At 59.1% G+C, this 12,941-nt stretch carries 9 protein-coding genes and 1 tRNA gene; 6 read left to right on the top strand and 4 right to left on the bottom strand.

The window, feature by feature from the left end; all coding sequences use genetic code 11:
* Positions 1-330 precede the first annotated feature (330 nt).
* A complete protein-coding gene (locus AC0JZ8_RS15780) occupies positions 331-4,155 on the bottom strand; it encodes a vitamin B12-dependent ribonucleotide reductase (protein WP_471892929.1) in 3,825 nt (1,274 codons plus the stop codon).
* Between the two features lie 804 nt (positions 4,156-4,959).
* Here AC0JZ8_RS15780 and AC0JZ8_RS15775 point away from each other — a divergent pair.
* Complete coding sequence (locus AC0JZ8_RS15775) at positions 4,960-5,373, top strand: hypothetical protein (protein ID WP_471892928.1); 414 nt, start codon at positions 4,960-4,962, stop codon at positions 5,371-5,373.
* Positions 5,374-5,403: 30 nt separating this feature from the next.
* Positions 5,404-7,044 carry a M10 family metallopeptidase C-terminal domain-containing protein gene (locus AC0JZ8_RS15770; RefSeq protein WP_471892927.1) on the top strand — a complete coding sequence of 547 codons (1,641 nt, stop codon included), beginning with the start codon at positions 5,404-5,406 and terminating at the stop codon, positions 7,042-7,044.
* 59 nt (positions 7,045-7,103) lie between these two features.
* Here the strand turns inward: AC0JZ8_RS15770 and gpt are convergent, their stop codons facing one another.
* The 3 genes from gpt to AC0JZ8_RS15755 all read right to left on the bottom strand — a co-directional run bounded on the left by gpt (position 7,104) and on the right by AC0JZ8_RS15755 (position 9,444).
* On the bottom strand, positions 7,104-7,601 hold the full coding sequence (gene gpt / locus AC0JZ8_RS15765; RefSeq protein WP_092662062.1) for a xanthine phosphoribosyltransferase: 498 nt from the start codon (positions 7,599-7,601) through the stop codon (positions 7,104-7,106).
* Between the two features lie 94 nt (positions 7,602-7,695).
* The gene (locus AC0JZ8_RS15760) at positions 7,696-8,535 is read right to left on the bottom strand and encodes a universal stress protein (RefSeq protein ID WP_471892926.1); all 840 of its coding nucleotides are present in this window, start codon (positions 8,533-8,535) and stop codon (positions 7,696-7,698) included.
* A 120-nt stretch (positions 8,536-8,655) separates the two neighbouring features.
* Positions 8,656-9,444 carry a competence/damage-inducible protein A gene (locus AC0JZ8_RS15755; protein ID WP_092662066.1) on the bottom strand — a complete coding sequence of 263 codons (789 nt, stop codon included), beginning with the start codon at positions 9,442-9,444 and terminating at the stop codon, positions 8,656-8,658.
* 284 nt (positions 9,445-9,728) lie between these two features.
* On the opposite strand from AC0JZ8_RS15755, the gene wrbA reads away from it, so the two are divergent.
* The 4 genes from wrbA (at position 9,729) to ilvA (ending at position 12,919) form a co-directional block, all read left to right on the top strand.
* Positions 9,729-10,328 carry an NAD(P)H:quinone oxidoreductase type IV gene (gene wrbA, locus AC0JZ8_RS15750; protein WP_471892925.1) on the top strand — a complete coding sequence of 200 codons (600 nt, stop codon included), beginning with the start codon at positions 9,729-9,731 and terminating at the stop codon, positions 10,326-10,328.
* Positions 10,329-10,449: 121 nt separating this feature from the next.
* A tRNA-Leu gene (locus AC0JZ8_RS15745) sits at positions 10,450-10,535 on the top strand.
* Positions 10,536-10,609: 74 nt separating this feature from the next.
* Positions 10,610-11,509: an alpha/beta hydrolase gene (locus tag AC0JZ8_RS15740; RefSeq protein WP_062457640.1), complete on the top strand. Its 900-nt coding sequence runs from the start codon at positions 10,610-10,612 to the stop codon at positions 11,507-11,509.
* 159 nt (positions 11,510-11,668) lie between these two features.
* A complete protein-coding gene (gene ilvA, locus AC0JZ8_RS15735) occupies positions 11,669-12,919 on the top strand; it encodes a threonine ammonia-lyase (protein ID WP_425503222.1) in 1,251 nt (416 codons plus the stop codon).
* Positions 12,920-12,941 lie beyond the last annotated feature (22 nt).

Raw genomic sequence — 12,941 nt, 5'->3', positions numbered from 1 at the left:
TGGTCAACGAAAAGCTAACGGGAGGTTGATGCCCGCAAGGCGAAGTGCGGTGACACGGCTTTGTGAAGTGGGGTGGGCCACGCGAGCGTCAAACCGGATTGCAGGTCATGCCGTTGCTGGCCGTGGGTCGCCAGCGCTCTAAGCTCGGTTCCTCGCTTTTGGCATACACGGGAAAGACTGTTTCGAGGGAACAGCTACGAACAGCGTTTATTCAGTGTTTGACGAAAAGGCCGCAAGAAAAATCCCCGCACTGAACATCATCAGTGCGGGGATCAGGTTAGACTAATTTGGCTCAGGTGAGGGCTAGCCGCTCACCAATCCCGTCTCAAATCAGCTGCAGCCGCTCGTTGCGCCGCAGGTGTCGCACTTTTCGCATGTTCCGTTGCGGACCATGGTGAAGTTCTGGCACTCGGTGCACATGTTGCCGGTGTAGCCCTGCATGATCGACTTCATCCGGCGATCGGCTTCCTTCTTCTTGGCTTCCGCCTTGGCAGCGGCAGCGTCTGCCTCAGCCTTGTCGGAGAAGAGGGCGGTTGCGACCTGCTGGCCTTCGTCGGCAAGCTGCTCGTCGGCGATGTCATCTGCCACTTCGCGAGGCCGCTCTTCGTAGTCGCGCTTGAAGGACACGACTTCCGATGTGGAGATCGCAAGCGTGGTTTCGAGCTTGCGGGCAGCCGAGCCGGCAAACGATGTGACGTTGCCGCCGCCGCTGCCGACCGAGGCCTTTGGCGCGGAGCCCCCTGCCGAACCCTTCGGCTCGTTGCCAGCCAACCGGTCGGAACCACCCGAGACGAGGGTCGGCTTGTAGCCGCGCGTCCAGCCGGTGGAGAGAAGGTTGGTCTTGCCTTCCTCGATACCCTTGCCAAGTGCCGTCTGCGAGAAGTCCGACGTATCCACATGCGCCAGATCGTGACGGCCGAGATAGGACACGGCCAGTTCGCGGAACACGTAGTCGAGGATCGACGTGGCGTTCTTGATCGCGTCATTGCCCGTCACGATGCCGGCCGGCTCGAACTTGGTAAAGGTGAAGGCCTCCACATATTCCTCGAGCGGTACGCCGTACTGGAGACCGAGCGAGATGGCGATGGCGAAGTTGTTCATCATCGCGCGGAAGGCGGCGCCTTCCTTGTGCATGTCGATGAAGATTTCGCCGATGCGGCCGTCACCGAATTCACCGGTGCGCAGATACACCTTGTGTCCGCCGACATTGGCCTTCTGGGTGTAACCCTGCCGGCGGTTCGGCAGTTTTTCCCGTTCGCGGGTGACGCGTTCGACAATCCGCTCGACGATCTTTTCGGTGATCGTCACGGCCTGTGCGGCAGTTGGTGCTGCAATCAGGTCCTCGATCGCATCCTCCGCATCGTCTTCGTCGATCAGCGAGGCGTTGAGCGGCTGCGACAGCTTCGAACCATCGCGGTAGAGGGCATTGGCCTTCAGAGCCAGCTTCCAGGACAGCATGTAGGCCGCGCCGCAATCTTCGACGGTTGCCTCGTTCGGCATGTTGATCGTCTTGGAGATCGCGCCGGAGATGAACGGCTGGGCGGCCGCCATCATGCGGATGTGGCTTTCAACCGACAGGTAGCGCTTGCCGATCTTGCCGCACGGGTTGGCGCAATCGAACACCGGCAGATGCTCGTCCTTGAGGAACGGTGCGCCTTCCAGCGTCATCGCACCGCAAACGTGGATGTTGGCAGCTTCAATGTCCTTCTTCGAGAAACCGATATGCTCGAGCAGGTTGAAGCTCATGTCGGCGAGCTGCTCGTCGGAAACTTTCAGGGTCTCCTTGAGGAAGTCGGTGCCGAGCGTCCACTGGTTGAACACGAACTTGATGTCGAAGGCAGCCTTGGTTGCGCCGTTGATGGCAGCGATCTTCTCGTCAGAGAAGCCCTTCGCCTTCAGCGAACCGGGATTGACGCCGGGAGCCTGGTTGATGTTGCCGTGACCGACCGCATAGGCCTCGATCTCGGCAAGCTGGCTTTCGGTATAGCCGAGGCTGCGCAGGGCTTCCGGAACCGCACCGTTGATGATCTTGAAGTAGCCGCCGCCGGCGAGCTTCTTGAACTTGACCAGCGCAAAGTCGGGCTCGATGCCAGTCGTGTCGCAGTCCATCACGAGACCGATCGTGCCTGTCGGCGCAATCACTGTTGTCTGCGCGTTGCGATAGCCGTGCTTTTCACCCAGCTGCAGCGCCTTGTCCCAGGCAGCCTTTGCATGGACGACTAGATCCTGGTCCGGGTTTTCCGAGTGGATCAGCGCAACCGGATCGACCGACAGCTGCTCGTAGCCGGAGGTTTCGCCGTAAGCTGCGCGGCGGTGGTTGCGGATGACCCGCAGCATGCTTTCGCGGTTCGGCGCGAAATTCGCGAACGGTCCGAGTTCGCCGGCCATTTCGGCAGACGTCGCATAGGCAACGCCGGTCATGATCGCGGTCAGCGAGCCGGCAATGGCGCGGCCTTCCTTCGAGTCATACGGAATGCCCGACGACATCAGGAAGCCACCAATGTTGGCATAGCCGAGGCCGAGCGTGCGGTACTGGTAGGAGAGTTCGGCAATTTCCTTCGATGGGAACTGCGCCATCATGACCGAGACTTCGAGAACGACGGTCCACAGGCGGACCGAATGCTCGTAATCGGCAATGTTGATGTTCTTCGTCGCCGGGTTCTTGAACTGAAGAAGGTTCAGCGAGGCAAGGTTGCAGGCCGTGTCGTCGAGGAACATGTATTCCGAGCACGGGTTCGAGCCGCGGATCGGTCCACCGGCCGGCGACGTGTGCCAGTCGTTCATCGTCGTGTTGAAGTGGATGCCCGGATCGGCAGACGCCCATGCGGCATAGGAAATCTGTTCCCACAGATCCTTTGCCTTCAGCGTCTTCATGACCTTGCCGTCCTTGCGGGCGGTCAGGTTCCAGTCGCCATCATTCTCGACCGCCTTGAGGAAGTCGTCCTTCAGCGAAACGGAATTGTTGGAGTTCTGGCCGGAGACAGTGAGGTATGCTTCCGAATCCCAGTCGGTGTCGTAGGTCTTGAACTCGAGATCCTTGTAGCCCTGGCGGGCGAACTGGATGACGCGCTTGACGTAGTTTTCCGGAACCTGGTCCTTCTTGGCAGCCTTGATCTCGCGCTTCAGGGCAGGGTTCTTCAGCGGGTCGTAGCACTCGTCGCCATCGGCCTCGCAGTTGACGCAAGCCTTCATGATCGCCTTCAGATGACGGCTGACGATCTTGGAACCAGTGACGAGGGCGGCAACCTTCTGCTCTTCCTTGACCTTCCAGTTGATGTATTCCTCGATATCCGGATGGTCGATATCGACCACGACCATCTTCGCCGCGCGGCGCGTCGTGCCGCCCGACTTGATGGCGCCGGCTGCACGGTCACCGATCTTGAGGAAGCTCATCAGGCCGCTGGAGCGACCGCCGCCCGAAAGCTTTTCGCCTTCGCCGCGCAGATGGCTGAAGTTGGAGCCGGTGCCGGAGCCGTACTTGAACAGGCGGGCTTCGCGAACCCACAGGTCCATGATGCCGCCTTCGTTGACGAGGTCATCGCCGACCGACTGGATGAAGCAGGCATGCGGCTGCGGATGCTCGTAAGACGACTTCGACTTGGTCAGCTTGCCGGTGAACGGGTCGATATAGAAATGGCCCTGGCCGGGACCGTCGATGCCATAGGCCCAGTGCAGGCCGGTGTTGAACCACTGCGGGCTGTTCGGCGCAACGCGCTGGGTGGCAAGCATATAGGCAAGCTCGTCCATGAACGCGGACGCGTCGTCTTCCGACGTGAAATAGCCGCCCTTCCAGCCCCAGTAGGTCCAGGTACCGGCAAGACGCGAAAACACCTGGCGCGCATCGATTTCCGAACCGTAGCGATCGCCTTCGGGAAGATCGCGCAGCGCCTTTTCATCGGCAACCGAACGCCAGAGGAACGACGGAACGTCGTTTTCTTCGACTTTCTTCAGGCGCGCAGGCACGCCGGCCTTGCGGAAATACTTCTGCGCCAGAACGTCCGTCGCAACCTGCGAGAACTGCGTGGGCACGTCGATATCCGCAAGCCGGAAGACGATCGAGCCATCCGGATTACGGATCTCGCTGGTTGCCTTGCGGAATTCAATCTCTCCGTAGGCGCCCGTTTCCGGCTTGGTGAAACGACGTTCGATGCGCATTGCCTAATCCCTCGTCAGTGAGGCGCCACTCGATGGGGCGCACGTGTTCATGCCGGCTGCTCGCCATCATGGGCAGCCGGTCAAAATTTTATCACCCAGTGAAACATCATGGATGGCATGTCTGTATCTTGTGATGGATGGTGCTTGCAAACACTAAATATAGTATTAACAGTTTCTTTCCGCCAGCGCCAGCACCGTTTCAGCAGACCATCGAGCGGCCATGGAAATCCGTCACCAGGCGATCCTCAAGAACCGCCACGACCTGCAGGAAACCCATTTTGACTCGAAAAAGAACCGGCCTCGTTACTCCCGGTCCAGTCGCCGCCGCAACCTGAAGGCAATGTCGACCTCCAGGGGAGATTCGTCAAGCCGTAGTTGTTAGTGGTTTCGTAACCACAAGATATTGTAGGTTTGGCTGTGGATAACGGGGAAGAAAAAACGTTGAGGAATCTCAGTGATTTACGACGTCAAGTACCGAACTGCGCAAAGTTCACGCAATTGGACGGCGTTCGCGATCAGGACTGCTTCGACAGTGCGACGCCTGTAAAGCAGGGACTTTGCCTATGCTCTGAAGCATCTGTGTGACACTGGCGACAATTTCGGATTATTTTCGAGGTTGGGAAAATGCGGTTCGCTCTGTTGACAGCCGGAAATGTTTCCAAACGGCACGTCTTGCAGGGGTAAGTCCATCGCTCCGATTTCTCATCCCTCGTATTCCGCAAATGTACCGTAAACGGTTTTCGTATATCTAACCGGGATGGAAGTAGGTTTCGCAAAAAGCGAGTTCAAAAGAGGGAGCCCGTGATGTTCGGCGACGTCGTTGCGCGGCATAGTCGTCAGGCAATCTTTCGCACACTCGGGCTCGTGCTGATCTGTACCTCCGGCTCGCTCGCCGCGTTTGCCGATGCGACGCAACGACCTTCGTATCGTTGCGAATTTGCGAATACCATGGATACTGCAGTTTCGAGATCCGCCTGTAATGCTGTCCGCTCCACAGTCGAGCAGATGACGGGTCGAGGACCTGGTTATGGACAGTTCGTCTTCGAGGTGACGCGCGCTCGCACAAACAGCGTGTCTGCGAGATTGCGCTGGAAGGCAGACGGAGCTGCTGGCTGGCGTTCCGGACCGGTCGTGACGACCGTCGTCTCGGACGCGGCTTTGAATGACGATATTCTGAAGGCATTTGCCCGGCAGCTTGTCGAGGCATCAGGATTTTGAATGGCCACAGGAAGGCCGGGGGAGACTTGAATGGCGACTTACACGGAAGAGACTGACGCAGCGGCTAGCCGTTCCACGGCCTACAAGATCGCTGCCGGCGACACGTTCACCGGCGCGCTGGCGACCGGAGATGCCGATTGGATCAAGGTCTCGCTTACGGCAGGCAAAGCCTATCAGTTCGACATGTCGGGGACGGTCGGCTGGGCCGGTCTCCAGGTCATGGACGCGGACGGCATCGCGATTGATATCGACGAGAACAGTCTCGACACGGACTTCGAGAAGTCGACGCTCAGCGTCTTTGCCGAAAAGAGTGGCACCTACTATATCCGCGTCGGCAGTCACGACGACGAATGGTCAGGCGACTATGCGCTGAAGACGACGGTTGTTACCGCCCCGAAATTCGCAAGCTACGATACGATCGCCAAGCAGTTGACCACTGATTTCTGGACCAGCGACGGCGGCACGCCCTTCAAATTCAATATCGCGGCCGGCGGCACGTTGACCGTCAACGTCGGTGCGCTGACCGCCCAGGGCCAGCAGCTGGCCAAGTGGGCTCTCACTGCCTGGACGGAAGCCTCCGGCATCAGGTTCAAGTTCGTGTCCGGTTCGGCACAGATCTCCTTCGACGACAAGGAGGGCGGCGCTTACGGCGGATCGACGTCGATCATCGGTGGTTTCACCACGGCGTCTTTCGTCAATGTTGCGGCAAGCTGGATCACCGACTACGGCGCGGGCGCAGACAGCTACACGATGTCCACCTATGTGCACGAGATCGGTCATGCGCTGGGGCTCGGCCATGCGGGCAACTATGATGGCAACGCCACCTGGGGCATCGACAATCGGTTCGAAAACGATTCCTCACAACTGACGGTGATGTCCTATTTCGACGATCAGGTCAGTGTCTGGGCCGGTGGCTCCGGCACCACCTCCATCACGCCGATGATGGTGGACGTCCTTGCCATCCGCAACCTCTACGGGACCACGGCGATCAGTTCGGGCAACACAACCTACGACCTCAAGTCCGACTTCCTCGGCAAGGATGTCGCGATGAACCTGGTCGATACCGGCGGCAGCGATACGCTGAATTTCAGCTGGGCGTCGGGAAACCAGCGGATCGACCTCAATGCTGAGGAATTCTCGAGCGTCTCGGGCGGGATCAACAATCTCTCGCTGTCGCGGGGCACGGTGATCGAGAACGCGATCGGCGGCAAGGGCGTGGACGTCATCGTCGGCAACGCGGTCGCCAACATCCTCGAAGGTCGGGCTGGACAAGACAAGCTGATCGGCAACGGCGGCAACGACAAGCTGATCGGTGGTACCGGAAACGATACCCTGACCGGTGGCAGCGGCAAGGACACGTTCGTCTTCAGTTCGGCGCTGAACAGCTCAACGAATGTCGATACGATCACCGACTTCTCGGTCGTGGACGATCTGATCCATCTGGAGAACGCGATCTTCATCGCCTTCACCAAGAACGGAGCGATTTCCAGCGGCAATTTCCTGAAAAGCACGTCGCCGGCGGCCAAGGACAGCAACGATTTTCTGGTCTACGAAACTGATACCGGAAATCTGTTCTACGATGCCAACGGCAGCAAGTCCGGCGGCTCGATCATGATCGCCCATCTCGATAAGAGCCTGGCGCTGAGCTATCAGGATTTCCTGATCGTCTAAAACCGGTTGCGCGAAGACAGACCGGCACGGGTGGGCCGGTCTGGACGTCGTATGGCAATTCAGCCCTTGTGGCCCTTGGCGATCGGCTCCTGGTAGGTGAAGCCCATATCCCAGGGGAAATAGATCCACGTATCCTGGCTGACCTCGGTCACGAACGTATCGATCATCGGCACGCCTGACGGCTTTGCATAGACGCAGCCGAAATGCGCCTTTGGCAGCATGGCACGCACCTCGGAGGCTGTCTTGCCGGTGTCGGTCAGGTCGTCGATCACGAGGATGCCAAGACCACCGTCTTCGCAGAGCTCGGGCGAAATCCCTTTCAGAAGGTTCATCTCACCCTGGTTGACGTAGTCGTGGTAGGACGCGATGCAGACGGTCTCGATCAGACGGATGTTCAGCTCGCGCGAAATAATCGCCGCCGGCACAAGGCCGCCGCGCGTGATGCAGACGATGGCTCTGAACTCCTGACCCAAACCGGCGAGACGCCACGCCAGCGCGCGCGCATCACGGTGGAACTGGTCCCAGGAGACGGGGAAAGCTTTTTCGGGAAGAGACATTGGAGAGCCTTGGCTTAGATCTGCTTTGGCTCTCGCTAATAGCGGGAAACGGATGTTTCTGGCAAGGTGGGTAGAACGACTTCCGCCCGACCCTTCATCGCGACAGCAGCGTCAGCGCGGTCATTGAATCCAGAACGCTGCGTGTCGTCCCTCCGAACAGCATTTCCCACCAGCGGGAATGGCCGTAGCCACCCATGACCAGCAGATCGATACTGTCGTCCAAAAGCCGGTTTTCGATGGCTTTGGCTGGCGTCTCGCGGCTACCGATCCGCGTGGTGACAGTGACGTTGACGCCATGTCGCGCAAGACTTGTGGCAATCTCGGTTCCCGCAAACTCGGCCGTCTGGTCGCCGCGCTCCGGCGGGTCGACGACGAGCACTTCCACACTTGCGGCGGTCTTGAGGAAGGGCAGGGCGTCGAAGGTCGCGCGGGCCGCTTCCTTGGAACCGTTCCAACCGATCAGAACACGCTCGATCGGCTTGAAGGCGGTCATCCGGTGGGGAACGAGCAACATCGGGCGACCGCTCTCGAACAGGAATGTTTCGAGATCGGCCCGGTGATCCGAATGCGAAGGGTCGCTCTGGCTTGCAATGATGAGGTCCGCGGTCCGGGCAGTCTCCATCACCGAAATCGCGCCATATCCGGCAGAGGAGACGAAACTGCGCCATTCGCGCGACAGTCCCTCACGCGTGGACACCGTGTTGAAGATGTCGGCGACCATGGCCGTTTCCTTCTGGGCAACCTCCTGCAGGACCTGGACCGCTGCGGGATCGGGGATCTCCATTGGCGCAATCAACGGCACGGCGGCAAGCGTCTCGGCATGCACGCCAATCAGGTGGGCGGAGAACGTTTCAGCCAGGGCCGCGCCAAAATCCGCCATTTGCCGGGCGTTCTGCGGAATGTCGAGGACAGCAAGAATGGTTTTGTAAGCCATGGCGTCATCTCCCTTGTTGACCGGCGCCGGGGAGCCGAAAGCCGGTCTCTAATTGTTACGTGATGCCCAGATCGGGCTTGGTCGATCGACTTGGGGAAGGCCAGCTCGCGCAGGTCTCTCTCAGGCGTCTGCCGTCGGGTTGTCGGCAATCCGGGTGCCGTCGATATTGGCAATCATGTCCGCGACAGCCTGCGCGGCCGCGTCCAGAACCTGCGGATCGCGGGCGCGGACCACCAGCTCGGTTGAAAAGCGCTTGCCATCGTATTTTGGATAAGAGCCGATGCTGGTCTCCGGATGCGCCTTCTGCACAGCCGCAAGCGGGGTCCCGATATCGCCCTCGCCATAAGGGCAGGCAATTGCCCGCGACAGCACTTTCGAGCCCGATTTGAGCGTCGGCAGAACATTGTCCATCATCGCCTGGAACACCTGCGGTACACCGGCCATCACGTGGACATTGCCGATGACGAAGCCGGGTGCCGTTGAAACCGGATTGGCGATATGCGTGGCACCCTGCGGCATCCGCGCCATGCGTTGGCGGGCCTCGGTGAATTCCATTTCGCGGCGCTTGTACATCTCGGCGAGCAACCGCATCGCTTCCGGGTCGTGAATGCAGGGCACTTCGAATGCTTTCGAGACTGCATCCGCTGTGATGTCGTCATGGGTCGGGCCGATGCCGCCGGATGTGAAGACGTAATCGTAGCGGGCACGCAAAGCGTTCAGAGCCTCAACGATCGCGTCTTCTTCGTCCGCAACGATGCGCACTTCCTTCAGGTCGATGCCTGAAAGCGTCAGCAGGTCGGCGAGGTGGCCGATATTCTTGTCCTTGGTCCGGCCGGAAAGAAGCTCGTCGCCGATGGCGAGCATCGCCGCGCTGACGAGGGTAGGTGAGGATGACAGGGTATCGGACATGGAGGCGCTCGCTTTCTCATTGCACGGGAACGTTAGCGCGCGCCGGGAAACGATTGCAATCGTTCAATCCAAAAACTGACGTGCGAATGAAACGACAAACATTCGATCGCGTTCAGCAATTGTGGACAGTCCGTGCAGAGATCGCCCTCTGGCCGGTGCTGTGACACTGCGCTAGCTAAGCCTCAAGGCCTGTTATCGGAAAGCGTCCTGCTTGCCATGATCGTGACGTGGTCCGTCGCCGCCTTGCGATCATCATTCCAGCACCTGCAAAGGAATTGAAAACAATGACAAAAGTACTGGTTCTCTACTATTCCTCGTACGGCCATATCGAGACGATGGCGTATGCTGTCGCCGAAGGCGCTCGCTCGGCCGGTGCCGAAGTGACCGTCAAGCGCGTTCCGGAACTGGTTCCTGAAGAGGTTGCCAAGGCATCGCACTTCAAGCTTGATCAGAAGGCTCCGATCGCCACACCGGACGAGCTCTCTGAATACGATGCGATCATCGTCGGTGCCGGTACCCGTTACGGTTCGGTTGCCTCGCAGATGCGCAATTTCTGGGATCAGACCGGTGGCCTGTGGTTCGCCGGCAAGCTGATCGGCAAGGTCGGCTCCGTGTTCACCTCGTCGGCCACCCAGCATGGCGGCCAGGAATCGACGATTCTTGGCTTCATCCCGACCTTCCTTCACCAGGGCATGGCCGTGGTTGGTCTGCCTTACTCCTTCCAGGGCCAGATGGGCACGGAAGAAGTCATGGGTGGCTCGCCTTACGGCGCCACGACCATCACCAACGGCGACGGCTCGCGCCAGCCTTCCGAGATTGAACTCGAAGGCGCACGCTCCCAGGGCGCCCACGTTGCAAAGACTGCAGCCAAGCTCTGCGCCTGATCTGCCCACTTCAAGTGAAAAGCGCGGGGCCTCGGCTCCGCGCTTTTTTGTTGCGCACCTGCCGCCGCCTGCAATTTCCGTCCTTGACGTCGAAGGCGAACTTCACGAAACAGGAAACCAGGCGGACGTGGCGAAATTGGTAGACGCAGCAGACTTAAAATCTGCCGACCTCAGGTCTTACGGGTTCGACCCCCGTCGTCCGCACCATCATTCTTAACCTTTCCAAATTGAATTGATCTCCTTGCTCTCTACTTCCATCAGGAGCGGTAGGAGAAAAACGTATGCTCAGGGCAATTTTGATCGTTGTGGCCGGTCTATTCGTCAGCGCGAATGCATTCGCGGCTGGCGTCGTAAAGGAAGGCCAGGTGATGGCGAGCCGGATCCTCGGCAAGAATGTCGAGTTTACTCTCTATCTTCCTCCAGGCTACGGATCCGACGAACGGCGATACCCGGTCATCTATCTGATGCACGGTGGTGGCGATGGAAAGAATCAGGACTGGTACCGGTATGGGAACGCCAACCTGATCTTCGACAAACTGATCGAAAGCGGCGAAGTACCGCCCTTCATCGCCGTGACGCCTGAGGGTCGGCGGGACGAGGAAAACAAGTTCAACACCTATTATATGAACGATGCCGACGGAAAATATCTGTGGCAGGATATGTTCGTGAAGGAATTCATTCCGCACGTTGAGGGCTCGTTCCCGGTGATCGCAGGCAAGAAGTCGCGCGGCATTCTGGGACTTTCCATGGGTGGTTATGCAGCCATGGCCTACGCGCTGAAATATCCGGATCTGTTTGCCGGTGCTGCGGCGCTGAGTGCTGCGTTCAGAACCGATCAGCAGATTGTAGCGATGGATCAGGCAGGCTATGACCGTCGGTACGGCAAGGCATGGGGTGAGGGGTTGAGTGGCACGGATCGGCTGAACCAGCCTTACTACGCCAACAGCGTTCTCGATCTCGTCGACAAGACGCCTCCAGACGCAATCCGCAAAACGGAACTCTTCATCGATTGCGGATCGTCCGACAGCTTCTTCGTGGGCAATGCGGAACTGACGGTCAAGCTGCAGAAGCTCGGCGTGCCGCACCGCTTCATGGCGCGTGAAGGTGGCCACGACTGGACCTATTGGCGATCGGGTCTGCCGGAAGCGACCCGGTTCATCGGCAAACTCCTGCATCAATAGTGCCGCGCAGAGCGCGTCGCCATTGCACGAAGATTCTGGGGCATCGATGTTTTTGTTCCCAAAAACGCGCACAGAACGGAAAGTCTGCAAAACGGCCTTGGTCTTGTTACGGCACGTGTGGCATAGCGGATGAAATCGTGAAGAATTGGGATGTTTAGCGTGACGAAGCTCGGTGTCGACGAAGCAAAAGCCGCAATGCGGACGATCTTTCCGGAGACGCCGCTTCAGCTCAACGAACATTTGAGCCGTAAATACGGCGCAGAGATCTGGCTGAAGCGCGAGGACCTGTCTCCGGTCCGCTCCTACAAAATCCGCGGCGCCTTCAACTTTCTTCGCAAGGCGATCGCCGACGGGGCAAAGGATCGCACCTTCGTCTGTGCCTCAGCCGGCAATCACGCGCAGGGATTTGCCTTCGTGTGCCGGCATTTCGAAGTGCCGGGCGTCGTCTTCATGCCGGTAACGACGCCGCAGCAGAAGATCGACAAGACGCGGATCTTCGGCGGCCAGTACATCACCATCAAGCTCGTCGGCGACATCTTTGACCAGTGCTATGCCGCGGCACGCGCCCATGTGGAGGAGACCGGTGGCATGATGGTGCCACCGTTCGATGCGGCTCATATCATCGAGGGGCAGGCGACAGTCGCTGCTGAAATCCTCGAGCAACTGCCGGAAGGCGCAACGCCTGATCTCGTCATCATGCCGGTCGGCGGTGGTGGGCTTGCGTCAGGACTGAGCGGCTATCTTTCCGACGTGGTGGCGAAGGAAAACTTTATTTTCACCGAGCCGACAGGTGCCCCGAGCCTGAAAACCAGCCTCCAGACCGGGTCGCTCGTCACACTCCCGAAGGTCGACAACTTCGTGGATGGCGCTGCGGTTGCGCGGATCGGCGAACTGAATTTCGAGATGCTGAAGGGATTTTCTCCCGATCAGGTTCTGCTCGTTCCCGAAAACGCGATCTGCGTGACGCTCACGGAGATGCTCAACCTCGAAGGCTTTGTGCTGGAGCCCGCCGGTGCTCTGTCGATCACCGCGCTCGAGATGCTCGGCCGCGAGAAGCTGGCCGGAAAGCGGGTAGTCTGCATCGTTTCCGGCGGCAACTTCGATTTCGAACGCCTTCCGGACGTCAAGGAACGGGCGATGCGCTATGCGGGGTTGAAGAAATACTTCATCCTGCGCCTTCCGCAGCGTCCGGGCGCCCTGCGAGACTTTCTCAATCTTCTCGGTCCGGAAGACGATATCGCGCGTTTCGAATACCTGAAGAAGTCGGCCCGCAACTTTGGCTCGATCCTCATCGGCATTGAAACAACAGAGTCCGGAAACTTTGCCGGTCTGCACGAGCGCTTCGAGGCGGCGGGGCTTGGTTACGAGGACATCACCGAAAACGAGATCCTTGCCAACCTGATCATCTGATTTTGTCGAAATCGCACCGGAA

It is taken from the genome of Velazquezella soli, from assembly GCF_977018685.1.
Note: the sequence above shows the minus strand (reverse complement) of the source record. Positions and strands in the feature narration are given on the sequence as shown.

What these genes read in the sequence shown, in the direction of transcription:
- AC0JZ8_RS15755 (WP_092662066.1), bottom strand. Translation starts at nt 9,444, where the DNA reads ATGTCCGATACCCTGTCATCCTCACCTACCCTCGTCAGCGCGGCGATG.
- AC0JZ8_RS15760 (WP_471892926.1), bottom strand. Translation starts at nt 8,535, where the DNA reads ATGGCTTACAAAACCATTCTTGCTGTCCTCGACATTCCGCAGAACGCC.
- AC0JZ8_RS15780 (WP_471892929.1), bottom strand. Translation starts at nt 4,155, where the DNA reads ATGCGCATCGAACGTCGTTTCACCAAGCCGGAAACGGGCGCCTACGGA.
- wrbA (WP_471892925.1), top strand. Translation starts at nt 9,729, where the DNA reads ATGACAAAAGTACTGGTTCTCTACTATTCCTCGTACGGCCATATCGAG.
- AC0JZ8_RS15770 (WP_471892927.1), top strand. Translation starts at nt 5,404, where the DNA reads ATGGCGACTTACACGGAAGAGACTGACGCAGCGGCTAGCCGTTCCACG.
- AC0JZ8_RS15775 (WP_471892928.1), top strand. Translation starts at nt 4,960, where the DNA reads ATGTTCGGCGACGTCGTTGCGCGGCATAGTCGTCAGGCAATCTTTCGC.
- gpt (WP_092662062.1), bottom strand. Translation starts at nt 7,601, where the DNA reads ATGTCTCTTCCCGAAAAAGCTTTCCCCGTCTCCTGGGACCAGTTCCAC.
- AC0JZ8_RS15740 (WP_062457640.1), top strand. Translation starts at nt 10,610, where the DNA reads ATGCTCAGGGCAATTTTGATCGTTGTGGCCGGTCTATTCGTCAGCGCG.